22 protein-coding genes are annotated in these 22,586 nt (G+C 69.4%); 7 read left to right on the plus strand and 15 right to left on the minus strand.

All coding sequences use genetic code 11. The features are described 5' to 3' along the window. Positions 1-17 precede the first annotated feature (17 nt). Positions 18-497 (minus strand): MarR family winged helix-turn-helix transcriptional regulator, encoded by a 480-nt coding sequence (locus EZ216_RS07855; protein ID WP_135249202.1) that lies wholly within the window; start codon positions 495-497, stop codon positions 18-20. A gap of 154 nt (positions 498-651) precedes the next feature. Here EZ216_RS07855 and EZ216_RS07860 point away from each other — a divergent pair, with 154 nt between their 5' ends. Together EZ216_RS07860 and EZ216_RS07865 are read left to right on the plus strand one after the other, a co-directional pair. Then, positions 652-1,917 (plus strand): class I SAM-dependent methyltransferase, encoded by a 1,266-nt coding sequence (locus EZ216_RS07860; protein WP_135249203.1) that lies wholly within the window; start codon positions 652-654, stop codon positions 1,915-1,917. Further along, positions 1,917-2,240, plus strand: a complete 324-nt coding sequence (locus tag EZ216_RS07865) for a DUF1840 domain-containing protein (RefSeq protein WP_135249204.1) — start codon at positions 1,917-1,919, stop codon at positions 2,238-2,240. The genes EZ216_RS07860 and EZ216_RS07865 overlap by 1 nt, the downstream gene beginning before the upstream one ends. A 106-nt stretch (positions 2,241-2,346) precedes the next feature. Here EZ216_RS07865 and EZ216_RS07870 read toward each other — a convergent pair whose 3' ends face one another. From EZ216_RS07870 to EZ216_RS07910, 9 genes are all read right to left on the minus strand, one after another. Then, positions 2,347-3,339: a Bug family tripartite tricarboxylate transporter substrate binding protein gene (locus tag EZ216_RS07870; RefSeq protein ID WP_135249205.1), complete on the minus strand. Its 993-nt coding sequence runs from the start codon at positions 3,337-3,339 to the stop codon at positions 2,347-2,349. Positions 3,340-3,437: 98 nt separating this feature from the next. Beyond that, on the minus strand, positions 3,438-4,421 hold the full coding sequence (locus EZ216_RS07875; RefSeq protein ID WP_135249206.1) for a tripartite tricarboxylate transporter substrate-binding protein: 984 nt from the start codon (positions 4,419-4,421) through the stop codon (positions 3,438-3,440). A 105-nt stretch (positions 4,422-4,526) separates the two neighbouring features. Continuing rightward, entirely contained in the window at positions 4,527-5,774 is a 1,248-nt protein-coding gene (locus EZ216_RS07880) for a phenylacetate--CoA ligase family protein (RefSeq protein ID WP_135249207.1), read from the minus strand. A gap of 16 nt (positions 5,775-5,790) precedes the next feature. Then, a complete protein-coding gene (locus EZ216_RS07885; protein WP_135249208.1) occupies positions 5,791-6,624 on the minus strand; it encodes an ABC transporter ATP-binding protein in 834 nt (277 codons plus the stop codon). Positions 6,625-6,720: 96 nt separating this feature from the next. Further along, positions 6,721-8,040 carry an ABC transporter substrate-binding protein gene (locus EZ216_RS07890; protein ID WP_135249209.1) on the minus strand — a complete coding sequence of 440 codons (1,320 nt, stop codon included), beginning with the start codon at positions 8,038-8,040 and terminating at the stop codon, positions 6,721-6,723. A 94-nt stretch (positions 8,041-8,134) separates the two neighbouring features. After that, positions 8,135-9,211 (minus strand): branched-chain amino acid ABC transporter permease, encoded by a 1,077-nt coding sequence (locus EZ216_RS07895; protein ID WP_135249210.1) that lies wholly within the window; start codon positions 9,209-9,211, stop codon positions 8,135-8,137. A gap of 91 nt (positions 9,212-9,302) precedes the next feature. Beyond that, complete coding sequence (locus EZ216_RS07900) at positions 9,303-10,232, minus strand: branched-chain amino acid ABC transporter permease (protein ID WP_135249211.1); 930 nt, start codon at positions 10,230-10,232, stop codon at positions 9,303-9,305. Positions 10,233-10,352: 120 nt separating this feature from the next. Continuing rightward, on the minus strand, positions 10,353-11,189 hold the full coding sequence (locus EZ216_RS07905; RefSeq protein WP_135249770.1) for an ABC transporter ATP-binding protein: 837 nt from the start codon (positions 11,187-11,189) through the stop codon (positions 10,353-10,355). 5 nt (positions 11,190-11,194) lie between these two features. Then, a complete protein-coding gene (locus EZ216_RS07910; RefSeq protein WP_135249212.1) occupies positions 11,195-13,141 on the minus strand; it encodes an AMP-dependent synthetase/ligase in 1,947 nt (648 codons plus the stop codon). Positions 13,142-13,253: 112 nt separating this feature from the next. On the opposite strand from EZ216_RS07910, the gene EZ216_RS07915 reads away from it, so the two are divergent. Continuing rightward, positions 13,254-13,985, plus strand: coding sequence for a Crp/Fnr family transcriptional regulator (locus EZ216_RS07915; protein WP_135249213.1), 732 nt, complete (start codon positions 13,254-13,256; stop codon positions 13,983-13,985). Beyond that, entirely contained in the window at positions 13,982-14,761 is a 780-nt protein-coding gene (locus EZ216_RS07920; RefSeq protein ID WP_275405141.1) for a pseudouridine synthase, read from the plus strand. Before EZ216_RS07915 ends, EZ216_RS07920 begins: the two co-directional genes overlap by 4 nt. Before the next feature lies 1 nt (position 14,762). On the opposite strand, the gene EZ216_RS07925 is transcribed toward EZ216_RS07920, so the two are convergent. The 5 genes from EZ216_RS07925 to EZ216_RS07945 all read right to left on the minus strand — a co-directional run bounded on the left by EZ216_RS07925 (position 14,763) and on the right by EZ216_RS07945 (position 20,070). Then, positions 14,763-15,671, minus strand: coding sequence for a spore coat protein U domain-containing protein (locus EZ216_RS07925; RefSeq protein WP_135249214.1), 909 nt, complete (start codon positions 15,669-15,671; stop codon positions 14,763-14,765). Then, positions 15,668-18,361 carry a fimbria/pilus outer membrane usher protein gene (locus tag EZ216_RS07930; RefSeq protein WP_167772855.1) on the minus strand — a complete coding sequence of 898 codons (2,694 nt, stop codon included), beginning with the start codon at positions 18,359-18,361 and terminating at the stop codon, positions 15,668-15,670. Before EZ216_RS07930 ends, EZ216_RS07925 begins: the two co-directional genes overlap by 4 nt. 1 nt (position 18,362) lies before the next feature. Further along, positions 18,363-19,118 (minus strand): fimbrial biogenesis chaperone, encoded by a 756-nt coding sequence (locus EZ216_RS07935; protein ID WP_135249216.1) that lies wholly within the window; start codon positions 19,116-19,118, stop codon positions 18,363-18,365. Between the two features lie 46 nt (positions 19,119-19,164). Then, complete coding sequence (locus EZ216_RS07940; protein WP_135249217.1) at positions 19,165-19,371, minus strand: hypothetical protein; 207 nt, start codon at positions 19,369-19,371, stop codon at positions 19,165-19,167. A gap of 189 nt (positions 19,372-19,560) precedes the next feature. Then, complete coding sequence (locus tag EZ216_RS07945; protein ID WP_135249218.1) at positions 19,561-20,070, minus strand: spore coat protein U domain-containing protein; 510 nt, start codon at positions 20,068-20,070, stop codon at positions 19,561-19,563. A 204-nt stretch (positions 20,071-20,274) separates the two neighbouring features. Here EZ216_RS07945 and EZ216_RS07950 point away from each other — a divergent pair, with 204 nt between their 5' ends. From EZ216_RS07950 to EZ216_RS07960, 3 genes are read left to right on the plus strand one after another with little or no spacing between them, the layout of a single operon-like run. Further along, positions 20,275-20,481, plus strand: coding sequence for a hypothetical protein (locus EZ216_RS07950; protein WP_135249219.1), 207 nt, complete (start codon positions 20,275-20,277; stop codon positions 20,479-20,481). 18 nt (positions 20,482-20,499) lie between these two features. Beyond that, entirely contained in the window at positions 20,500-21,183 is a 684-nt protein-coding gene (locus EZ216_RS07955; protein WP_135249220.1) for a response regulator transcription factor, read from the plus strand. Further along, positions 21,183-22,583 carry an ATP-binding protein gene (locus EZ216_RS07960; protein ID WP_135249221.1) on the plus strand — a complete coding sequence of 467 codons (1,401 nt, stop codon included), beginning with the start codon at positions 21,183-21,185 and terminating at the stop codon, positions 22,581-22,583. Before EZ216_RS07955 ends, EZ216_RS07960 begins: the two co-directional genes overlap by 1 nt. Positions 22,584-22,586: the final 3 nt, after the last annotated feature.

The raw sequence follows: 22,586 nt of genomic DNA on the forward strand, positions 1-22,586 counted from the left end.
CGCGGGCTCCTTCGAAGTCATGCCGCGGGCTCCTGCGAGCGGGCCACCATGGTCTCCTTCACGCGCCCCAGCAGCCGGTGCAGCGTGGAGACGTCCTTCTCCGAAAGGCCGCCGAAGGCTTCGACGACCCACTGCTCGTGCTGCTGCGCCATGTCGTGGAACTGCTTGCGGCCGCGCGCGGTGAGGCGCACGCGGTAGGCGCGCCGGTCGCCTTCGACGTCCACGCGATCCACCAGGCCTTCCTGCACCAGCTGGTCGGTGATGCCGGTGACGTTGCCGCCGGTCACCATCATGCGGCGCGACAGCTCGTTCATCTTCAGCCCTTCGGGCGCCCGCTCGAGCTGCGCCATCAGGTCGAATCGCGGCAGCGTGGTGTCGAAGCGCTCGCGCAGGCGGCTGCGCAGCTGCTTCTCGACGAGCTGCGTGCACGTCAGCAACCGCAGCCAGAGCCGGAGCGCTTCCGGGTGTTCGCTGTGCGCGCGCGCTTCCATGTCCATGGGAATCCCGGCGGGAGTGAAGACCTGAATAGTTTAAGCCTGAAGTAATCGGCGTCAATGCCCGCCAGACCTGGCCTGGGCCAATGACCATGAAGCGAATGCGTCCTACAAGCTCGGCCATTGCGGCAGCCGCTCAGGCTGCAAGAATTTGCGGATGGACCTGCTCGAACGAAGGATCGCCGCCCAGCTGGATGCGCTGCCTGTTCCGGTCGCGCTGAAGTTGCCCGGTGAAAGGCGGCTGGGCGCCGCCAACCCGGCGGTCACGCTGACCTTCCACGACTGGTCCAGCCTCGCCGTGATGGCGGCCGGCCAGATCGGCCGCATGGCCGAGGACATCGTGGAAGGCCGCGTCGACGTCGACGGGCGCATGCGCGACCTGATGGCCGCCGCTTCGCACCTGCTGCCCGGCAGCCCGGTGGGCAGCGACACCGGTTGGTGGACGCAGGTGAGGCGCCGCGCCAAGTCGCTGGCCGCGCACGCGTCGCCGAACAAGGACGCGCAGCAGATCCAGTTCCACTACGACGTCTCGGACGATTTCTACGAGCTGTGGCTGGATCCGCGCCGCGTGTACTCGTGCGCCTACTACCGCGACGTGGACATGTCGCTGGCGCAGGCGCAGGAAGCCAAGCTGGACCACATCTGCCGCAAGCTGATGCTGCGCCCGGGCGAGCGCTTCCTGGACATCGGCGCCGGCTGGGGCGGCCTGCTGCTGTGGGCGGCCGAGCACTACGGCGTGGATGCCACCGGCATCACGCTGTCGAAGAACCAGCACGCGCACGTCACGCGCCTGATCGACGAGAAGGGCCTGAAGGGCCGCGTGCGCATGGAGCTGCGCGACTACCGCGAGCTGCGCGAAGACGTGCAGTACGACAAGATCGCGTCGGTCGGCATGTTCGAGCACGTGGGCCAGGCCAACATGCACACGTACTTCGCCAAGATCCACCGGCTGCTGAAGCCGGGCGGGCTGGTGATGAACCACGGCATCACCGCGGGCGGCGTGGCCGTCAGCGAACTCGGCGCCGGCATGGGCGAGTTCATCGAGAAGTACATCTTCCCCGGCGGCGAGCTGCTGCACGTGAGCCACGTGCTGCGCGAGATGGCGCTGTCGGGCCTGGAGATGGTGGACACCGAGAACCTGCGGCCGCACTACGCGCGCACGCTGTGGGCCTGGTCCGATGCGCTGGAGGAGCAGCTGCCGCAGGCGCGGCGCGTGCTGGACGCCAGCGCGCCGCGCAACGCGGAGAAGGTGCTGCGCGCCTACCGCCTGTACCTGGCCGGCTGCGCCATGAGTTTCGAGCAGGGCTGGATCTCGCTGCACCAGGTGCTGGCTTCGCGGCCCGACGGCCGCATGGAGACCGGCGCCATCAAGGGCGCACAATCGGCCTTCCCGTTCAACCGCGAGTACATCTATACCCGCTGATGCTGTACAAGTTCAAGAGCAAGGCCACCGGCGACCTGATCATGCTGGAGTCCAATGGGCGCCGGGTGCTGGAGATCATCGGCAAGGACGCCGGCCCCAAGGGCATCATCGAAGCGGGCCAGATGCCCGCCGCCGTCTCGGCGCTCGAGGCGGCCATCGCGAAGGAGGAAGCCGACCACCAGGCCGCCGCCGACGAAGCCAAGGCCGCCGGCAAGGGCGCGCCGAAGGCACCCGACGTGTCACTCCGTCAGCGCGCGGTGCCCTTCATCGACATGCTCAAGCGCGCCGAGAAGGCGGGCGCGGACGTGGTCTGGGGCGTCTGAAAGCGGACTCCCTTACGCAGAGTGCGCAGAGGTTTCGCAGAGCACGCGGAGAAGGAAAAACATTGGAGTCGCTTCTCTGCGTGCTCCGCGTAAGGGTGTTCTGGCTTTAGTCCACCTTCGCGCCGCTCGCCTTCACCACCGGCTGCCACTTCTTCAGTTCGGCGTCGATGTGCGCCGCGAATTGCTGCGGCGTGCTGCCGCTGGGGATCGCGCCCTGCGCCAGCAGCTTTTCCTTCATCTCCGGCGTCGCCAGCGCCTTCGCCACTTCCTGCTGGATGCGGTTGGCGATCTCGGGTGACAGGCCGGCGGGGCCCAGCAGGCCGAACCAGGAACTGGCTTCGTAGCCTTTCAGGTTGGCCGCCTGTTCCACCGTGGGCACGCCGGGCAGCGCCGCCGAAGGTTGCGAGCTGGTGACGGCCAGCGCCTTCAGGCGGCCCGACTTGATGAGCTGCATCGAAGACGGCAGGTTGTCGAACATCACGTCCATGTCGCCGCTCACCAGGCTGAGCAGGGCGGGGCCCGAGCCGGTGTACGGGAAGTGCGTCATGTAGGTGCCGGTCATCGACTTGAACAGCTCGCCGGCCAGGTGGATGGACGTGCCGTTGCCGCTGGAAGCCATGTTCAGCTTGCCGGGGTTGGCCTTGGCGTAGCGGATGAAGTCGGCGACGTTGTTGATGTGGTTGGCCGCGGCCTTCTGCGCGGGCACCACCATCACGTTGGGCACCGCGGCCACCATGGTGATGGGCGTGAAGTCCTTCTGCGGGTCGAAGGGCATCTTCGCGTACAGCCACTTGTTGATGCTCTGCGTGCCCACGGTGCCCATCAGCAGCGTGTAGCCATCGGGCTGCGCCTTCGCCACGATGTCGGCGCCGATGTTGCCGCCGGCGCCGGGCTTGTTGTCGACGATGAACTGCTGGCCGAACGCTTTCGACAGCTCCTGCGCGGTGGCGCGCGCCAGGATGTCGGTGGTGCCGCCGGGCGCGAACGGCACGACCACGCGCACGGGCTTGGTGGGGTAGCCGGACTGCGCCAGCACGGGCAGGGCGGCGGCCGCGGCCAGCGCGACGAGCACGCGGCGGCCGATGAGGGTGCGGGTCATTCGAAGTCTCCTGGTTCGTTGGGATCGGCGGCCAGCCCGCCGCCATCAAGCAAATGGCCGCCCGAAGGCGGCCACGGCGCGTGCGCGCGGAACGGGCATCAGTCGGCGTAGACGCCGGCCGCCTTGATGATGGGGCTCCACTTGGCGATCTCGGCCGCGACGAACTTCTTGTGCTCGGCGGGTTCGACGCGCTTGTCGGCCACGACCACGGCGCCCAGGCCTTCCTGCTTCTTGATGAACTCGGGGTCCTTCAGGGCGGCCTTCAGGGCTTCGTTCAGCTTGTGCAGCACCGGTGCAGGCGTGCCCTTCGGCGCGTACAGGCCGTGCCAGATCGTCACTTCGAAGTTCTTCAGGCCGGCTTCCTGCAGCGTGGGCAGGTCCTTCAGCGCGGGCGTGGTCAGGCGCTTGTTGGTGGTGACGGCGAACGCCTTGACCTTCTTGCCCTCGATCTGCGAGGTGGTGTTGGTCGTCTGGTCGCACATCAGGTCGATCTGGCCGCCGATCAGGTCGGTCATGGCGGGGCCGGTGCCCTTGTACGGCACGGGCGTCATGTCGGTCTTGATCGCGGTCTGGAACAGCAGGCCGCACAGGTGCGAGGCCGAACCCACGCCGGCGTTGCCCAGGTTGATCTTGCCCTTGTTCTGGGCGATCCAGCCGGTGAGGTCCTTGTAGCTGGTGGCCGGCAGCGCGGGCTTGCCGATCAGCGTCATGGGCACGTCGTTGATCATGCCCAGGTACTCGAAGTCGCTCTCGACCTTGAACGGGATGTTGCGCACCAGCGTGGGCATGGTGGCCATGCCGATGTGGTGGACCATCAGCGTGTAGCCGTCCGGCGCCGAATGGGCGACCTTGTTGGCGCCGATGGAGCCGCCCGCGCCCGCGGCGTTGTCCACCACGATGGTGGCGTTGGCGCCCAGGGGCTTGCGCATGGCTTCGGCCAGGTCGCGCGCCACGCGGTCGGTGGGGCCGCCGGCCGCGAACGGCACGACGATGGTGATCGGCTTGTCGGGGAAGTTCTGCGCCTGGGCCGCGGTGGCGGCGAGGACGGCCAGCGGCAGCAGGGACTTGAGCAGCTTGTTCATGGTTGGTTCTCTCCTGGGGACGGAAACCGGCGGATCATGGCAGTGGCTTGGCGCCGCCACATCGCGGGAAGTACGTAGACCAGACTCATGCGTGGCGTACCCCTGTCATTTGTACGAACGGGCGTCCTCGATCACCTTGCCGTCGTTGGGCAGGCTGCCCGGGGCCAGCACTTCCACCTCGCCGCGCAGCTTGGTCACGTCGCGGATCGCCTCGCCGATGCGGTCGGCCAGGCCCTGGGGGGCCGAGGCGGCTTCCACTTTCAGCGTCATGTGGTCGTTGGCCATCTCGCCGGTGACCACCAGGCGGGCCTTCAGCACCTCCGGGAAGCGGCGGGTGACCTCGGCCACCTGGCCCGGGTGCACGAACATGCCGCGGATCTTGGTGGTCTGGTCGGCCCGGCCCATCCAGCCCTTGATGCGCTGGTTGGTGCGGCCGGTGGGGCAGGCGCCGGGCAGAAGGGCCGACAGGTCGCCGGTGCCGAAGCGCACCAGCGGGTAGTCGGCGTTCAGCGTGGTGACCACGACTTCGCCGACTTCGCCTTCGGCCACCGGGTCGCCGGTGCCGGGGCGAACGATCTCCACGATGACGCCCTCGTCGATCACCAGCCCCTGGCGGGCGGACGTCTCGTACGCGATCAGGCCCAGGTCGGCGGTGGCGTAGCTCTGGTAGGCATCGACGCCGCGGGCCGAGAACCAGTCGCGCAGGCTGGGCGGCAACGCTTCGCCGCCGGTCAACGCCTTGCGCAGGCTGCGCACTTCGGCGCCGGCCTCTTCGGCCTTCTCCAGCAGGATGCGCAGGAAGCTGGGCGTGCCGGTGTACGCGGTGGGCCGCAGTTCGGCCATGGCCTGCAGCTGCTGCTCGGTCTGGCCCACGCCCGCCGGGAAGACGGTGCAGCCGATGGCATGCGCGCCCGCTTCCATGATGAAGGCGCCCGGCGTCATGTGGTAGCTGAAGGCGTTGTGCACCAGGTCGCCGGGACGGAAGCCCGCGGCATACAGGCTGCGGGCGCTGCGCCAGTAGTCGCGCGACTGGCCTTCGGGTTCGTAGATCGGGCCGGGCGAAGAGAACACGCGGCCCATGCCGGGGCCGCGCACCAGCGCGGAGAAGCCGCCGAACGGATCGGATGGCACCGACGCGCGCTGGCGCTCATGCAATTCGTGCTTGCGCACTACCGGCAGCTTCGCCAGCGCGGCGCGCGACGTGACCTGGCCTGCGTCCACGCCTTCCAGCACCTGTGCGTACGCCGGCGCGGCCTTCTGCGCGTGCGCCACGTGGCGCGGCAGGGCCGCCATCAGCTGCGCCTCGCGTTGCGCGGGCTCGCGCGTTTCCAGCGCGTCGAAGAATTCGCTCATCGTCCCTCCTCGCGCCTCAGGCCAGCCAGCGCTTGCGGCGCTTGTAGCTCTTGACGTCGCGGAAGCTCTTGCGCTCGGCACCGCCCATGCCGAGGTAGAACTCCTTGACGTCCTCGTTGTTGGCCAGTTCGGCCGCCGGACCGTCCATCACGATGCGGCCGCTTTCCATGATGTAGCCGTAGTTGGCGTACTTCAGCGCCATGTTGGTGTTCTGCTCCGCGAGCAGGAACGTCACGCGTTCCTTGGCGTTGAGGTCCTTCACGATCTCGAACACCTCTTCCACGATCTGCGGCGCCAGGCCCATCGAAGGCTCGTCCAGCAGCACCATGCTGGGGTTGGCCATCAGCGCGCGGCCGATGGCGCACATCTGCTGTTCGCCGCCCGAGGTGTAGGCCGCCTGTGAACCGCGCCGCGTCTTCAGGCGCGGGAAGTAGGCGTAGACCTTCTCCAGGCCGGCCGCGACCTCGGACTTGCTGGCGCGCGTGTACGCGCCGGTGAGCAGGTTCTCCTCGATGGTCAGGTGCGCGAAGCAGTGCCGGCCTTCCATCACCTGCACGACGCCGCGGCGCACCAGCTCCGCGGGCGAGAGGTTCTCGATGCGCTCGCCGCGCAGTTCGATGGAGCCCTTGGTGACTTCGCCGCGCTCGCCCTTGAGCAGGTTGGACACCGCGCGCAGCGTGGTGGTCTTGCCCGCGCCGTTGCCGCCCAGCAGCGCCACGATGCCGCCTTCGGGCACCTGCAGCGACACGCCCTTGAGCACCAGGATCACGTGGTTGTAGATGACCTCGATGCCGTTGACGTTCAAGACGATCGGCGGGCTTCCGGGGGCGTTCGAGTTGGAAGTGTTCATCGGTGATGGGCGGCAGGAAGGCTGGGGTGGAGGCACGCGCGGGGAGTGCCCCCACCCCAACCCTCCCCCAGTGGGGAGGGAGGAAGGCCGGTCAGGTCAGGACTGGCATTGGGCGGCGGTACGAGCCGTCAGCTTCTTTTCGGCCAGGTACTTCTCGGCGCCGGCCTTGACCATCGGCTTGATGATCTGCTCGTCGGCCTGGTACCAGTCGCTGCTGAAGTTCCACTTGCTGCCGTCCCAGGTCTGCACGCGCACCCAGGTGGACCCCATGTGGTCGCTGCAGCTGGTGGACAGCGGGCGCATCACGCCGGCCAGGCCCAGCTGGTCCAGGCGCTTCTGGTCCAGGTTCAGGTTCTCCAGGCCCCAGCGCACCTGCTCGGGCGTCATGACCTTGCCCTTGCCGAAGCGCTCCTGCGCGCGGCGCACGGCTTCGATGCTCAGCGCCTGGATGATCACGCCGCGGGTGTAGAGCACCTGGCCCACTTCGTCCTTCGGTCCCGTGCCCTGGCCCTTGTCGTGCACGTACTTCAGGATGTCCTGGATCACCTTGGGCTGCGTGCCCGAGCTGTTCAGGTTCAGCGCGTTGTAGCCCTTGGCGCCTTCGCCGACGTCCTTGACGTCCGGCTCCGCGCCGGCCCACCACACGCCGTACATCTTGTCGCGCGGGTAGCCGGTGGCCTGCGCTTCCTTCAGCGCGGTGGAGTTCATCACGCCCCAGCCCCACAGCAGCACGTAGTCGGGACGCTGCTGGCGCACCTGCAGCCAGGCGGCCTTCTGCTCCACGCCGGGCGCCGTCACGGGGATCAGCGACAGCTCGAAGCCGTTCATGCGGGCGCGTTCCTGCAGCAGTGGGATCGGTTCCTTGCCGAACGGCGAGTCGTGGTAGACGAGGGCGATCTTCTTGCCCTTGAGGTTGCCGTTCTCCTTCTTCATGATGTGCTGGATCAGCACGTCGGCGCCGGTCCAGTAGCTGCCCATCAGCGGGAAGTTCCAGGGGAAGGCCAGGCCGTCCTGCGCCACCGACAGGCCATAGCCCAGGGTCAGCAGCGGGATCTTGTCGTTGACCACCTTGTCGGTCAGCGCGAAGGTGATGCCGGTGGCCTGCGGGTCGAACAGCGTGACGCCCGGGCGACCCTTCAGGCGCTCGTAGCACTCCACGCCGCGGTCGGTGGCGTAGCCGGTTTCGCATTCCTCCCAGGTCAGCTTGACGCCGTTGATGCCGCCGTCGCGGGCGTTGATCATCTTCAGGTAGTCCTGCTTGCCGTTGGCCCACGGCGTGCCGTTGGGCGCGTACGGTCCCGTGCGGTACGACAGCAGCGGGAAGAACTGTTCCTTGGCCTGGGCGAAAGCCGTGCCGGTGGCGCCGAGCGCGGTCCCGGCCACCAGGCAGGCCAGGGCGAGGGAACGAAACTTCATGGATGTCTCCTTGTGTGTAGTGAAACGTGCGGGAACCACATGACAGCGGATCGGGAATCAGGACGCATCGGGACTTGCCGCTAGGGGTTCGCCCTCAATGGGGGAAGGGCCACAGGCGCAGCTTCTGCTTGCCGGTGGACCACAGGCGCGCCAGCCCGTGCGGCTCGACGATCAGGAACCAGACGATCAGCGCGCCGAAGATCATCAGCTCGGCGTGCGACAGGCCCGCGGTGTTGATGGATGCGCCGAACATGGCGACGAGCCCGGGCAGGAACTGGTTCAGGAAGATGGGCAGCAGCACGATGAACGCGGCGCCGAAGAACGCGCCCATCACCGAACCCAGGCCACCGATGATCACCATGAAGAGCAGGCGGAACGACAGGTCCACCGAGAACGCCGCCGGCTCCCAGGTGCCCAGGTAGACGAAGCCCCACAGCGCGCCGGCCACGCCGACGATGAACGAGCTGACCGCGAAGGCGCTGAGCTTGGCGTACATCGGGCGGATGCCGATGACCGCCGCGGCCACGTCCATGTCGCGGATGGCCATCCACTCGCGGCCGATGGCGCTGCGCACCAGGTTCTTGGCCAGCAAGCCGATGACGGTGAGGAAGGCCAGGCAGAACCAGTACTTGCTCTGCGCGCTTTCGATCGGCAGGCCGAACACCTGCAGCTGCGCCACGCCGACGGAGCCGGACGACGAATCGTTGGTGAACCACTTCACCCGCAGGAACATCCAGTCGGCGAAGAACTGCGCGGCCAGCGTGGCGACGGCCAGGTACAGGCCCTTGACGCGCAGGCTGGGCAGGCCGAAGAGGATGCCGAACACCGTGGCGCACAGCCCGCCCAGCAGGATGGCGGGCACCACCGGCATGTCGGCGATGCGCACGAAGAAGTTGTAGGCGCCGTACGCGCCGACGGCCATGAACGCGCCCGAGCCCAGCGAGATCTGCCCGCAGTAGCCCACCAGGATGTTCACGCCCAGCGCGGCCAGCGCCATGATCAGGAACGGGATCAGGATGGCGCGGAACCAGTAGTCGCTGGCGACCATGGGCACGACGACGAAGGCCGCAAGCAGCAGCGCCACCATGAACCAGCGGTCCTGCAGGATCGGGAAGATCTGCTGGTCGGCGCGGTAGGAGGTCTTGAACTGGCCGTTTTCTCTATACAGCATGACGAATGACCTCGCGGCTGCGCCGCGTCATGACAAATGACAAATGGTTGGGGTCATCGAAGCCGAAGGCGAAGTCGTTCGTCATTCGTCATCAAACCCGGTCGATGATCTTCTCGCCGAACAGCCCCTGCGGCCGCACGAGAAGGAAGAGGAGGGCGAGGACGTAGGCGAACCAGATCTCGATGCCGCCGCCCACGTGCGGGCCGATGTACACCTCGGAGAGCTTCTCGCCCACGCCGATGATCAGGCCGCCGATGATGGCGCCCGGCACCGACGTCAGGCCGCCCAGGATCACCACCGGCAGCGCGCGCAGGGCCACGGTGGACAGCGAGAACTGCACGCCCAGCTTGCTGCCCCAGATCATCCCGGCCACCAGCGCGACGACGCCGGCGACGCACCACACGATGACCCAGATGCGCCCCAGCGGGATGCCGATGGATTGCGCGGCCTGGTGGTCGTCTGCCACGGCACGCAGCGCGCGGCCGGTGGAGGTCTTCTGGAAGAACAGGCTGAGCAGCGCGACCAGCGCCGCGGCGATCAGCGCAGCGATCAGGTCTTCCTGGTTGATCAGGATGCCGCCCTGGAAGGTGGACTCGAAAGCCATCACCGGGTCCTTGGGCATGCCGACGTCGATCTTGTAGATGCTGTTGCCGAACAGCGTCTGCCCCATGCCTTCCAGGAAGTAGGCGATGCCCAGCGTGGCCATCAGCAGCGTGGCGCCTTCCTGGTTGACCAGGTGGCGCAGCACCAGCCTTTCCACCACCCAGGCGACCACGAACATGATGGCGCCCGCGATGAGGAAGGCCGCGACGTTGGCCACCAGCTTGCTCTGCACGCCGGTCCACGCTGGGATCCATTCGGAGAAGCGCGCCATCGCCAGCGCGGCGAACAGCACCATCGCGCCCTGCGCGAAGTTGAAGACGCCGGAGGCCTTGAAGATGAGCACGAAGCCCAGCGCCACCAGCGAATACAGCATGCCCACCATCAGGCCGCCGAACAGTGTCTCGAGGAAGAATCCCATGGCGAATGACCTTGCCGCTGCGCGGTTCAATGACAAATGACGAATGAATGGCGCGCGGCGTCATCGAGGCGCAGCGAGGTCATGCGAACGGAGTGGGCGTCATTCGTCATTTGTCATTCCTCAATGCGCGGTGCCCAGGTAGGCCTTGATCACTTCCGGGTTGCCGCGCACTTCGTCGGGCGTGCCGTCGCCGATCTTGCGGCCGTAGTCCAGCACCACCACGCGGTCGCTGATGTCCATCACCACGCCCATGTCGTGCTCGATCAGGACCACGGTGGTGCCGAACTCGTCGTTCACGTCCAGGATGAAGCGGCACATGTCCTGCTTCTCTTCCACGTTCATGCCGGCCATGGGCTCGTCCAGCAGCAGCACCTGGGGTTCCATCGCGAGGGCCCGGCCCAGGTCCACGCGCTTCTGCAGGCCGTAGGGCAGCTGGCCTACCGGCGTCTTGCGGAACGGCTGGATCTCCAGGAAGTCGATGATCCGCTCCACGTATTCGCGATGGCGGATCTCTTCCTTCTCGGCCGGTCCGATGCGCAGCGCCTGCAGCAGCAGGTTGCTTTTGATGCGCAGGTTGCGGCCGGTCATGATGTTGTCCAGCACGCTCATGCCCTTGAACAGGGCCAGGTTCTGGAAGGTGCGGGCGATGCCCATCTCCGCCACCTGGCGGCTCTTCATGTGGCGGAAGGTCTTGCCGCGCAAGGCGATGGAGCCCTGCTGCGGCTGGTACACGCCGTTGATGCAATTGAGCATCGAGCTCTTGCCGGCGCCGTTGGGGCCGATGATGGCGCGGATCTCGTGCTCGCGGACGTCGAACGAGATGTCGGTCAGCGCCTTCACGCCGCCGAACGACAGCGAGATGTTCTTCACGTCGAGGATCACGTCGCCGAAGCGGCGCGCCGTGGCGCGCGGGGCCGCGGCCTGCTCTTGCTGTTCGAGGAGGGCGGCGTCGGTCATCGTGTTCATGCGGCCGCCTTCACCGGCGGGAACGTCTTCGCGTCCACGATCTTCAGCGTGGCCGCCACCTTGCCGGTGCGGCCGTCCTCGAATTTCACCTGCGTCTCCACGTACTGCTCGGTCCTGCCGCCGTACAGCGCGTCCACCAGCACCTGGTACTTCTCCGCGATGTAGCCGCGGCGGACCTTGTTGGTGCGCGTGAGCTCGCCGTCGTCGGCGTCCAGTTCCTTGTGCAGCACCAGGAACCGGCTGATCTGCGAGCCGGCCAGCTTGTCGTCGGCCGCGAGGTCGGCGTTGACCTTCTCCACGCAGTCGCGAACGAGTTCGTACACCTCGGGCTTCTGCGCCAGGTCGGTGTAGCCGGCGTAGGGCAGGTTGCGCCGCTCGGCCCAGTTGCCCACGGCGTCGAAGTCGATGTTGACCATCACGCACACGCGGTCGCGGCCGTCGCCGTAGGCCACCGCCTCCTTGATGTGCGGGAAGAACTTCAGCTTGTTCTCCACGTACTTGGGCGCGAACATCGCGCCGTCGTTGGCGCCGCCCTTGATGCGGCCCACGTCCTTCACGCGGTCGATGATCTTCAGGTGCCCCTGCGCGTCGATGAAGCCGGCGTCGCTGGTGCGGTACCAGCCGTCCTGCGTCAGCACTTCGGCCGTGGCCTGCGGGTTCTTGTAGTACGCCTTCAGCAGGCCGGGCGAGCGCACCAGGATCTCGCCGTCGCCGGCCACCTGGAGTTCCACGCCGTTGCAAGGCACGCCCACCGTGTCGGCCTTGACCTGGTGGTCCGGCTGCATGCACACGAACACCGCCGTCTCGGTGGAGCCGTACAGCTGCTTGAGGTTGATGCCGATGGAGCGGTAGAAGGTGAACAGGTCCGGCCCGATGGCCTCGCCCGCGGTGTAGGCCACGCGCACGCGCGAGAAGCCCAGGTTGTTGCGCAGCGGGCCATACACCAGCAGGTCGCCCAGGCGGTACAGCAGCCGGTCGGCGAAGCCCACCGGCTGGCCGTCGCGCAGCGCGGGACCCACGCGGCGGGCCAGCGCCATGAAGCGGTGGAACATGCCGCGCTTCACGGCGCCGGCGTCTTCCATGCGGATCATCACGCTGGTGAGCAGGCCCTCGAACACGCGCGGCGGCGCGAAGTAGTAGGTGGGCCCGATCTCCTTCAGGTCGATCATCACCGTGCCGCCCGACTCGGGGCAGTTGACGACGAAGCCGCAGGCCAGCCACTGCGCATAGCTGAAGATGTTCTGGCCGACCCACGCGGGCGGCAGGTAGGCCAGCACTTCCTCGTTTTCGGTGAGGCGGTCGAAGTCGGCGCCGGCGCGCGCGCGGTCCAGCAGCGTGCGGTGCGTGTGCACCACGCCTTTCGGGTTGCCGGTGGTGCCGCTGGTGAAGAACATCGCGGCCACGTCGTCGGGCGACGCGCGGTCCACCTGCGCGCGGAACAGGCCCGGTTCGCGCTGCGACAGCGCCGCGCCGGCTTCGGCCAGGCTCGCGAGCGAAGCGAGGCCCGGCTCGGCGTAGTTGCGCAGGCCGCGCGGGTCGTCGAACCAGATGCGCGTGAGCTGCGGGCATTGCGTGCGAATCTCCAGCAGCTTGTCCACCTGCTCCTGGTCTTCCACGATCGCGAAGCGCACTTCCGCGTTCGTGATGGGGAACACGCATTCGGCCGCGACGGCGTCCTGGTACAGCGGCACGGGGATGGCGCCCAGCGATTGCGCGGCGAGCATCGCCGCGTACAGGCGCGGGCGGTTGGCGCCCACCACGACGACGTGCTCGCCGCGGCGCAGGCCGGCTTCGTGCAGACCACAGGCGACTTGCTCCACCAGTTGCGCCATCTGCGCCCAGGTGAAGGTCTGCCAGATGCCGTATTCCTTCTCGCGCATGGCCGCCGCTTGCGGGCGGCGCTCGGCATGCTGCAGCAACAGTCGCGGGAACGTCGTGTCCATCCGGGTCCTCGGCCATCGGCCGTCTGAATGGAGGGCATCGTAGGGGTCACTTTGACGTCAGGTTGTCTTTGCGACGACAATCCCCGGGTTTCCCTTCCTCGGACTAACCCGCATGCAGGCCGCCGACCTTCCGCTGCACCAGCGCCGCCGCCGGCCGACGGAGGCCGAGCTCGCGGGCATCCCGTGGCTGCAACTGCTGCAGCCCGCCGAGTACGAGCGCGCCGCCAGCCACATCACGGTGGGCGACGCGAAGCCGGGCGACTTCGTCTGCCGCGTCGGCCGCCCCGTCACCTACTGGTTCGGTGTCATCGAAGGCCTGCTGAAGATGAGCACCGACAGCGCGCAGGGCCGCACGCTCACCTTCACCGGCGTGCCGCCCGGCGGCTGGTTCGGCGAAGGCACGGCGCTCAAGCGCGAGAGCTACCGCTACAACATCCAGCCGCTGCGCAACAGCGTGGTGGCGGGGCTGCCGGTGGACACCTTCCACTGGCTGCTGGACCACTCCATCGGCTTCAACCGTTTCGTCATGAACCAGCTCAACGAGCGGCTCGCGCAGTTCATCGCCGCGCGCGAGATCGACCGGCTCAACAGTCCCGACGTGCGCGTGGCGCGCAGCCTGGCCGCGCTCTTCAACCCGGTGCTCTATCCCGGCGTGGGCGAGGTGCTGCGCATCACGCAGCAGGAGCTGGCCTACCTCGTCGGCCTGTCGCGCCAGCGCGTGAACGAGGCGCTGGCGGAACTGCAGGCGCAGGACGCCATCCGCGTCGAGTACGGCGGCCTGCGCATCCTGGACCTGGAGGCGCTGCGTTCCAGCGGCGCCGCGCCCGTGGAGGTGGCGGCTTGACCGCCGGCGTGGGCGGCGAGGCCGCGACCACCCGCCTGAACAAGCGCATGGCCGAGCTGGGCCTGTGCTCGCGCCGCGAAGCCGACGACTGGATCGCGCGCGGCTGGGTGCGCGTGGACGGCCAGGTGGCGGCGATGGGTCAGCAGGTGGCGCCCGGCGCGCGCATCGAAGTGGACCGGCGCGCACAGGGCCAGCAGCAGCGGCAGGTCACCATCCTGCTGCACAAGCCCATCGGCTACGTCAGCGGGCAGGCGGAAGACGGCTACCAGCCCGCCGTCACGTTGGTGCAGGAGCGCTCGCACTGGAACGGCGACCGCGTGAAGCAGCGCTTCTCGCCCGCGATGCTGCGCGGGCTGGCGCCGGCGGGCCGACTGGACATCGACTCCACCGGACTGCTCGTGCTCACGCAGGACGGCCGCGTCGCGCGGCAGCTGATCGGCGAAGACTCCGAAGTGGAAAAGGAGTACCTGGTGCGCGTGGCTTTCGGCGCGGTCGAACGCGACGTGCAGGCGTCTTTTCCGCCCGCGCAGTTGGCGCGGCTGCGGCATGGCCTGTCGCTGGATGGCCGCACGCTGAAACCGGCTCGCGTGGACTGGCAGAACCCCGAGCAGCTGCGCTTCGTCCTGAAGGAAGGCCGCAAGCGCCAGATCCGCCGCATGTGCGAGCTGGTGGGACTGAAGGTCGTGGGCCTGAAGCGCGTGCGCATCGGCGGCATGACGCTGGGGCAACTGCCGCTGGGAACGTGGCGCTACCTGGGGCCGGACGAGCGCTTCTAGATCAGTACTCCAGCAACAGCGTGTGGCTGGGCCCGGACTGCGTGCACGAAGCCAGCGCGCAGGTGCCGGCCTGCCCGGCGGCCGCGGTGGCATTGACGTAGTAGGTGACGGCGGCGCCGGTGCCCGCCAGGTTGTAGGCCGTGGTGCTGCTGATGTCGGTGGCGCCGTTGGCGGCCGTTCCCAGCTTCAACCCATACGCGATGCCCGCCGCGGTGCCGGCGACGGGACTGACCGACATGCGGTAGGGGCCGCCGTTGCTGCAGTTGACGGTGAACGGGCGGTTGGCTTGCGCGGCGGCGGCCTGGAAGGCGGCATAAGCCAGCGCCACGCTGGCGGGCGGGCTGACGATGCTGCAGGTGGTGGCGGCCGTGACCGAGGCCGCGAGGGTGCCCGGCGTGACGCTGCACGGCGTCGCCTTGGCGGTCGTGCAGGTGCCGCCGACCGCTGCCGAGTCGGTGTACGTGCGGCCGGTGAGCGGGTTCAACGCGGCGGCCATCTGGAAGGTGAAGGTGAAGCTTCCACTCGCGCTGTTGGTGGTGAAGTTGACCGTCACCACGTTCGCGTTGCCCAGGCCCGTGGTAACCCCGTCGCCCCAGGCCGCGACGCCGGTGATGAGCGAGTACGCCATCGCGTTCCCGCCGTTCGCCACGCGGCGGCTGCCTGCCAGGTAGTTGACGCCCGGGCCCGCCGTCACGTTGAAGGTGATGCGGTTGCCGTCGACCGCGTTGGACGTGCGCGTGCACCTGTAGTTGACGGTGCCCGTCGCGTTGAGCGCCGCATTGGTGTACGTCTGCCCCGCGAGCACGACGCCCGTGATGGTGCAGGTGCCGGCCGCCCGTGCCCCGCCGCCGAAAATCAATGCCAGCGCCAGCAGCGCGGCGGCGCGGACGGCGTGCGGCCAGCGCCTCATCGCCGCACCCCGGCGCATGTCAACGGACCCACGCGCGGAATCTCGTCCGCGCTCGGCGGGGGCAGGTCGACGTCCACGGTGCACTCCTGGCCGCGGTGCAGCAGGCGGATGCGGCCGTGGTCCTGCAGCCCGGTGACGAAAGCTTCCCCGCGGCGCGCGACGAAGAATTCCTTGCGGTCCCCCAGCACTTCCACCTGCGCGCCCGCCGGGGCGGGCCCGCCGTCGTCCAGCACCAGCCGGATCAGCGCTCCGCGCCCGCTGCGGACCGGGAAGACCACTTTCACCGCGCTGCGCGCGGGCGGCACCGCGACCTGCTCGAGGTCGTCGAGCTCGGCGTTGATCGGCAGCTCGCGCGCGTCAATGCGGATGCTGTTGCTCTCATAGGGGCGCAGCCGGGGCAGGATGGCCGTGCCTTGCGCGTCGGTGCGCGTGAGCGTGCCGCCCTGGAAGCCGATGCCCACGTCCGCGTAGCCCGGCACCGAGACGACGGCGAAGCTGTCCTCGATGCGGCGCGCGAGGAACGCGTGCCCGTCGGCGAAGGCCACGCCGCCGCTGCCGCCCAGGCGCAGCGCCTGGGCGTCGCCCGAGACGGAAAGGTCGGCGCTCGCGTAGCCCTTGCCGCCCTGGTAGTAGAGCCCGCCTTCGCTGTAGCCACGGCCGGCGCGGCTGCCCGCCAGCACGCGGCTCCCCAGCCCCGTTTCCTGCGCCAGGGGAAGGGACGCGGCGGTGTAGCCTTCGGTGCGTCCGTCGCGCCGGCTGGCGCTGGTGCTGGATGTCCATCGGCCCAGGGGAACCACCAGCGACAGGCTCGCCGAGATGGCGGAAGTGCTGCCGCCCACCCGGTTGAGCGACAGCACCAGCGCGGCGTCGCTGCCCACGCGGACCGTGTCGCTGATCGAGATGGAGTGGAGCGCGCCGGCAGCGCCGTTGACGACCTTCGCGGCGGTGAAACCCAGCGTGCCCAGCACGGGATGCGTGTAGTCGTACGCGACCACGGCGGCCAGGCGCGGGAAGGCCAGCGAGTCGGAAAAGCCCAGCTGTCGGTAGCCCGGCGTGGCGCCGTCCAGCCGCACGCTGAAGCCGTGCCGCAGGTGACGGTTCTCGATGCCCGCCATGGCCAGCCAGCCGCCTCCCGCGCCGCGGTCGTGGCTGCGCGAGACGGCGACCTGCGCGAGGGACTGTGCCGAGAGCGCGGTGGACAGCGCCAGTGTCAGTGCCTGCGTCCGGCTGCCCAGCTCGGCCTTCGCCTCGGCCGTCCGCGAGTCCGAAATGCCGCGGCGGTACAGGCCCGACGCGAAGGCCTGGCCGTAGTCGGCGTCGCGCTGCGCCAGGTTGCGCCGCACCGCACCCGCTTCCACGCTCCAGTCGCTGAGCCCCGCGCCGAGCAGCGAGTCGTGGGTGAAGAAGTCCTGCACCACCACGGTCTCGCGGCCGAGCAGGTCGCGCACCACGACGCGGGCCTGGCCGCTGCCGGTGAGCGCGCCCGGGTTCTCGATGGTGAAGGGGCCGGCCGGCACCTTCGCGGTCTGCCGCAGCGTGTCGTTGACGTAGAGCTCCACCGTGCTGGGTGCCACCGACACGCCGCTCAGGGCGGCCAGCGGCTGCGTGACCACGCCGGGCGCCAGCGCGGAATTGCGGCCGGCCTGGATGCCGCCGAAGTACACCGCGCGCCCGGCCACGCCCGCGCGCGTGGCGCTGTCGCCCAGCCGCACGGTGGTGCCGCTGTCCGGGAGGTCGCGCGTGAACGCGGTTTCCAGCCGCCGCCAGCGACCCGCGCCGTCCGCGGCGGCGCCGGGATGCCCGGTCACCAGGAAACTCGAGGTCAGCACGCCCGCGGATCCCGACAAGCCCGCTTCCAGCAGGGCGCCGAAGTCGCGCGTGGCGGCGGCGCCGCGCTGCGATTGCGCCGTGAAGTCGACGTCGTAGTTGAGGAACGCGGCCGGGATCGCCGGCGTGACGGGCGGCCGCGGCGCCGCTTCGGGCGAAAGGCGGGTGGCGGCGAAAGCCGCGGGCGAAAACTGCAGTTGAAGCACCTGCGACACCGGGTCCAGCACCGGCTCGAATCCCGCGACGGAAGACAGCGGGTGCCAGCGCTGCCCGCGGAACTCGACGGGCGCTTGCGCCGGCCGGGCGAGCCGCCACTCGGTGAAGGCTTCCTCCGGTGCGTGCAGCGCGCCGTCGCGCTCCAGCAGGAGCCAATTGCCCGAGCGGCTGCCGTTGACGATCACTTCCAGCGGCAGCAGCCGCGTCCCTGCTTCGTTGCGTGCGGTGGCCGGCATCGGCGCGAGGTCGCCCGGAAGCGGCGGTGTCCCGGCGGGCAGCAGGGAGGGCGGCGGCACGAGCAGGTCGACCCGGTTCTCGGAGGAGAGCAGGCGCAATTCGGCGCCTTCGATGGCGGCGAGCGGGTACCACAGCTGGCCGCTTTCCTCGCGCAACAGCGCGTTCTGCCTGGGACGGACGCCCCAGGCGGGAAGGTCGGCGACGCGCACGTGCAGCGCGCCGTTGCGCGACAGCAGCGGCCACGTGCCGAGTGACCGGCCATTGAGGCGCACTTCCATCGGCTGCAGCCGGACGTCCGGCGCGGGGCGATCCTTCACCGGCTGCGCCGGCGTGGCGCCGCCGAAGGCAAGAAGCGCTGCCGCGGCGCATGCGCGGGCGAAGGCCAGGCCGGCACCGCCGCGGTGTCCCATGTCATGGCAGCTGCAGCGCCTGGTCGACGCTCTGGCCATCGTCGAAGAACAGGCGCGCCACCGCCGGGCCCGCGGCGATCGGGCGGTCGGCCTTGATGCTCAGGCTGTGCCGCGCGCCGGGCAGCAGGTAGGTGCCGCCTTCGAAGCGGGCCAGCTCGTCCTGGCCGCGCAGCAGCAGGATGGCGCGAACCTGCGCATAGGCATTGCCGGCGTTCTGGCACAGCGCGTTGAAGCTGCGGGCGTCCAGCCGCGCGATGCGGCACTGCACGTCCCGCCGGGCGGCCGGCGGCGTGACGAAGACGGGCATCGACATCGCGAGCGAGACCGGCAGCTGCAGCAGGATGTCCTTCTCGGCCTTCGGCAGCGTGACCTCGGGCACTTCGCGCACGATCATGCGGTAGGCCGATTGGCGCGCCATGTCGGCCGGCGCCAGGCGGGCCAGCCGCACGACCTGGCGCGCGCCGGGGCCGAGCCGCAGGATGGGCGGCGCCACCAGCAGGTCTTCGGTCAGCACCAGGTCGTCGCTGCCGTCGGGCTTTTGCGACCAGGTGTACAGGTCGGCCTGCAACGCGACCTCGGTGTCGCCCTCGTTCGTGATCGTGATCGCCACGGCGCGATCGTTCGGGCTCATGTAGATGCGCACCGGCACGACGGAGAAGCTGCCCGCGTGGACGGCGGCCGCGGCGAACAGGAGAGCCGCGAAAGGGAGCCGGCCAAGGCGCGCGGCTGCGCGGGGCCGGGAGATCGGATGCTTCATCGTGGGTCGCTTGTCCATTACCGGCGTCGCGGCGGTTGCTTCAGCGTCAGTAGCTGATGAGAAGCTCGAAAGACTCGCGCGTGCCGGCACCGGCATCGCGCCGCACGGCCGCCACCGTGGCCACGATGGCCGGCGCTTCCTGGTGCGTGGCGGCGGGCGGGTCGGTCCGGGAGGGACGGGCGTGCACGTAGTAGCGGAAATCGGCTCGCGGCGACGGCGTGACGCTGACCGGGCCGCCGGGCTCGCACGCCATCTCCAGGACGGCGGTCGTTCCTTCGGACCGCGTACCGCCGGAACATCCCCCGGCCGGGACGAGGCGAACCTGCACGGAGAGGAGGGCTTGCGCGTTGCCCGCCGTGGCCCATGGGCAGGCGCCGATGGCGCAAGCAAGGAGCAGCGGCCGGAGCATGCACGCGGGCCCCGGCGACTGCGCCATCCCGCTTCAGTACGTGACGGTGACGGTGTGGTTGGCCGAGCTGGCCGCGCAGCCCGCGGTGGTGGCGCAGGTGCCGGCTTGCCCGCCCGCCGCCTGGGCGCCGACGGTGTAGGGCTGGTCGGCGCCGCTGCCTGTCAGTCCCGGCAGCGTGCCGCCGCCGGTGGTGCCGGAATAGGAGGCGGTGGTGCCGGCCACCACTTTCAGGAAGTAGGTGATGCCCGCGGCGCTGGAGGTGTCCGGCGCGATCGCGATGCTGTAGGGCAGCGTGTTCGAGCAGCGGACGTTGAAGCTGGTGGACCCCTGCGCCGGCGTTGCCTGGAAAGCGGAATAGGCCAGCGCGATGTTCGTGGTGGCCTGGCTGGCCGGCCCCGTGGTGTCGATGTTGACGAAGCACTTGGGGGTGAGGGTGATCGCCACCTGGAAGGTGGAGGTCGATGACGCCGCCCGCGCGGCCCCGCCACCCAGCGCGATGGCGACGCCCGCGATGAGCGCGAGACAGCGAAACAGTCCGTTCATGATGCGTTCCCGTTGGAGGCTGGGGCAGCCCACATGGCGCCCCAAAAGGCGAATGAATGTATCGGCCGTGGCTCAACGCTGCAAACGCAGAACGTTTGAGTTCTACTGGAGCCCGGCGCGAAGTGCGGCTTGGAATGGGGCGGCTAATGGCAGGCTAACTCTTCGTTCCTAGACTGCCATCACCACTCCCACGTCCACACCACCATGGCAACGTTCACCCTCGCGCCCCTGCTGTTTGCCGCCACGCTGATCGCGGCCCTGGCGGGTGCGCTGTCGATGCTCGGGATCTCCCTGACCGCCGGCCTGCTGCTGGGCCTGCTGGCGGCCGCGGGCGTGGCCGCCGCGGTGGCGTGGCAATTGCGCATGGCCTGTCTCACCGCCCGCTGGAACGCGGGCCGGCGCCTGCGCTGAAGTTCGAAAGGGAAAGCGATGCGAGTGCTGCTGGTCGAGGACGACGAGATGATCGGGCAAAGCCTGCACCGGGCGCTCGAGGCCAACGGCATGTCGGTCGACTGGGTCAAGGAAGGTGAACTGGCGCAGAGCGCCATGGCCGACGGCGGCTACGCCTGCGTGCTGCTGGACCTGGGCCTGCCGCGCCGCGACGGCACCGAGGTGTTGCGCCGCGCGCGCGCCTCCGGCGACCGCACGCCGGTGCTGGTGCTCACCGCGCGCGATGGCCTGGACGATCGCATCAACGGGCTGGACATCGGCGCCGACGACTACATCGTCAAGCCCTACGAATTCCGCGAGCTGCTGGCGCGCATGCGCGCGGTCATCCGCCGCCGCGACGGCGCGGCCCATTCCATCATCGGCATCGACGCCGTGCAGCTGGACCTCACCACGCGCGAGGTGCTGGTGCAGGGCGAAAGGTCGCAGCTGTCGGCGCGCGAGTTCTCGCTGCTGCACGCGCTGCTGGAAAGGCCCGGCGCCATCCTCTCGCGCGACCAGTTGGAAGACCGCATCTACGGTTGGGGCGAGGAAGTCAGCAGCAACGCGGTCGACGTCCTGATCCACGGCATGCGCCGCAAGCTGGGGCCGGACGTCATCCGCAACGTCCGCGGGCTGGGCTGGCGCATCGCCGCCGCGCCCGCCACCGCGAAAGGAGCCGCGTGATGCACATCCTCTCCTCGGGTCCCATGTGCTCGCTGCGGCGGGCACTGCTGCTGTGGCTGGTGCCGCTGTTCCTGATCGTCGGCGCCGCATCGGCCGCGTTCTCGTACTGGAGCTACAACCGCATGGTCGGCGAGTTCCTGGACGAGCAGATGATGCAGCTGGGCGACTCCATCGTCATGCAGGACGAGCGCGTGGCGCTGCCTCCGGTCACCACCGAGCGGGTGCACAAGTGGGGCAGCTACATCGCGCAGGTGTGGACGCCCGAAGGCCGGCTCGAGCGCGCGTCGCTCGCCGGCGTGGACGTGCCGCTGGGCAGGTCGCCCGGCTTCCAGGACTTCATGGTGGACGGCAGCCCCTGGCGCGCGTACACCACGCCGCCCGCGAAGGGCACGGGCAACCGCGTGCAGATCGTGCAGAGCGGCGAGTTCCGCCGCCAGCTGGCGGTGGAGCGCGCGGGCGCCGCGCTGGCGCCGGTGATGATCCTGCTGCCGCTGGCCATCCTGATCCTGTGGGGCGTGGCCGCCAAGCTTTCGCGCGAGGTGCACAACATCGGCCGCGCCGCCGCGGAGCAGGACGTCAACGACATCCACGAGCTGCCCATGACGCGCGTGCCGGCCGAGGTGGCGCCGCTGGTGGAATCGTTCAACGACCTGCTGGCACGGCTGCGTGACGCCTTCGAAACCAAGCGCCGGTTCGTGCAGGACGCGGCGCACGAGCTGCGCACGCCCATCACCGCCGTGGCGCTGCAGCTGGAGAACGTGCGTCGCGACCTGCCGCCCGGCGCGTGCCTGGACAGCTTCAGCCAGCTGCAGGCCGGCGTCAGCCGCGCGCAGCGCCTGGTGGACCAGCTGCTCAAGCTCTTGCGCAACGACACCCGGGCCGCGCAGGAAGCGCCGGTCATGGTGGACCTGCAGGCGCAGGTGCACCAGAGCATCGACGGCCTGATCGCGCTGGCGGACCAGCAGGGCATCGACCTGGGCTTCGTCTCGGACGGCGCGCCGCTGCCCGCGCCCCTGCTGCGCTGCGCCGCCGGCGACCTGCGCAGCCTGCTGGACAACCTGATCGAGAACGCGCTGCGCTACACGCCGCAAGGCGGCGTGGTCGACGTGCGGCTGGCGGCCACGCCGCGCGGTCCCGTGATCGAGGTGGTGGACACCGGGCCGGGCATCCCGCAGGACCAGCTCGGCCGCGTGTTCGACCGCTTCTTCCGCGTGCCCGGCACCGGGCCGCGCGGCAGCGGCCTGGGGCTGTCCATCGCGCAGTCGGCGGCGCAGCGATGCGGCCTGCGCGTGGTGCTGCGCAACCGCGACGACCGCAGCGGCCTCATCGCGCGCATCGAGCCCGCCGCCGCGACGGCCGGCCATGCGCCTGCGCGGCCGCTGTCCCCGGCGGTGGCCTGAGCG

The organism is Ramlibacter humi (assembly GCF_004681975.1).
Classification (GTDB): Bacteria; Pseudomonadota; Gammaproteobacteria; order Burkholderiales; family Burkholderiaceae_C; genus Ramlibacter; species Ramlibacter humi.

Coding starts and splice junctions, on each gene's coding strand:
- EZ216_RS07960 (WP_135249221.1), top strand. CDS start 21,183: ATGCACATCCTCTCCTCGGGTCCCATGTGCTCGCTGCGGCGGGCACTG.
- EZ216_RS07875 (WP_135249206.1), bottom strand. CDS start 4,421: ATGAACAAGCTGCTCAAGTCCCTGCTGCCGCTGGCCGTCCTCGCCGCC.
- EZ216_RS07855 (WP_135249202.1), bottom strand. CDS start 497: ATGGACATGGAAGCGCGCGCGCACAGCGAACACCCGGAAGCGCTCCGG.
- EZ216_RS07905 (WP_135249770.1), bottom strand. CDS start 11,189: ATGACCGACGCCGCCCTCCTCGAACAGCAAGAGCAGGCCGCGGCCCCG.
- EZ216_RS07880 (WP_135249207.1), bottom strand. CDS start 5,774: ATGAGCGAATTCTTCGACGCGCTGGAAACGCGCGAGCCCGCGCAACGC.
- EZ216_RS07940 (WP_135249217.1), bottom strand. CDS start 19,371: ATGGCGTGCGAGCCCGGCGGCCCGGTCAGCGTCACGCCGTCGCCGCGA.
- EZ216_RS07910 (WP_135249212.1), bottom strand. CDS start 13,141: ATGGACACGACGTTCCCGCGACTGTTGCTGCAGCATGCCGAGCGCCGC.
- EZ216_RS07935 (WP_135249216.1), bottom strand. CDS start 19,118: ATGAAGCATCCGATCTCCCGGCCCCGCGCAGCCGCGCGCCTTGGCCGG.
- EZ216_RS07930 (WP_167772855.1), bottom strand. CDS start 18,361: ATGGGACACCGCGGCGGTGCCGGCCTGGCCTTCGCCCGCGCATGCGCC.
- EZ216_RS07950 (WP_135249219.1), top strand. CDS start 20,275: ATGGCAACGTTCACCCTCGCGCCCCTGCTGTTTGCCGCCACGCTGATC.
- EZ216_RS07865 (WP_135249204.1), top strand. CDS start 1,917: ATGCTGTACAAGTTCAAGAGCAAGGCCACCGGCGACCTGATCATGCTG.
- EZ216_RS07885 (WP_135249208.1), bottom strand. CDS start 6,624: ATGAACACTTCCAACTCGAACGCCCCCGGAAGCCCGCCGATCGTCTTG.
- EZ216_RS07860 (WP_135249203.1), top strand. CDS start 652: ATGGACCTGCTCGAACGAAGGATCGCCGCCCAGCTGGATGCGCTGCCT.
- EZ216_RS07890 (WP_135249209.1), bottom strand. CDS start 8,040: ATGAAGTTTCGTTCCCTCGCCCTGGCCTGCCTGGTGGCCGGGACCGCG.
- EZ216_RS07900 (WP_135249211.1), bottom strand. CDS start 10,232: ATGGGATTCTTCCTCGAGACACTGTTCGGCGGCCTGATGGTGGGCATG.
- EZ216_RS07870 (WP_135249205.1), bottom strand. CDS start 3,339: ATGACCCGCACCCTCATCGGCCGCCGCGTGCTCGTCGCGCTGGCCGCG.
- EZ216_RS07955 (WP_135249220.1), top strand. CDS start 20,500: ATGCGAGTGCTGCTGGTCGAGGACGACGAGATGATCGGGCAAAGCCTG.
- EZ216_RS07925 (WP_135249214.1), bottom strand. CDS start 15,671: ATGAGGCGCTGGCCGCACGCCGTCCGCGCCGCCGCGCTGCTGGCGCTG.
- EZ216_RS07915 (WP_135249213.1), top strand. CDS start 13,254: ATGCAGGCCGCCGACCTTCCGCTGCACCAGCGCCGCCGCCGGCCGACG.
- EZ216_RS07945 (WP_135249218.1), bottom strand. CDS start 20,070: ATGAACGGACTGTTTCGCTGTCTCGCGCTCATCGCGGGCGTCGCCATC.
- EZ216_RS07895 (WP_135249210.1), bottom strand. CDS start 9,211: ATGCTGTATAGAGAAAACGGCCAGTTCAAGACCTCCTACCGCGCCGAC.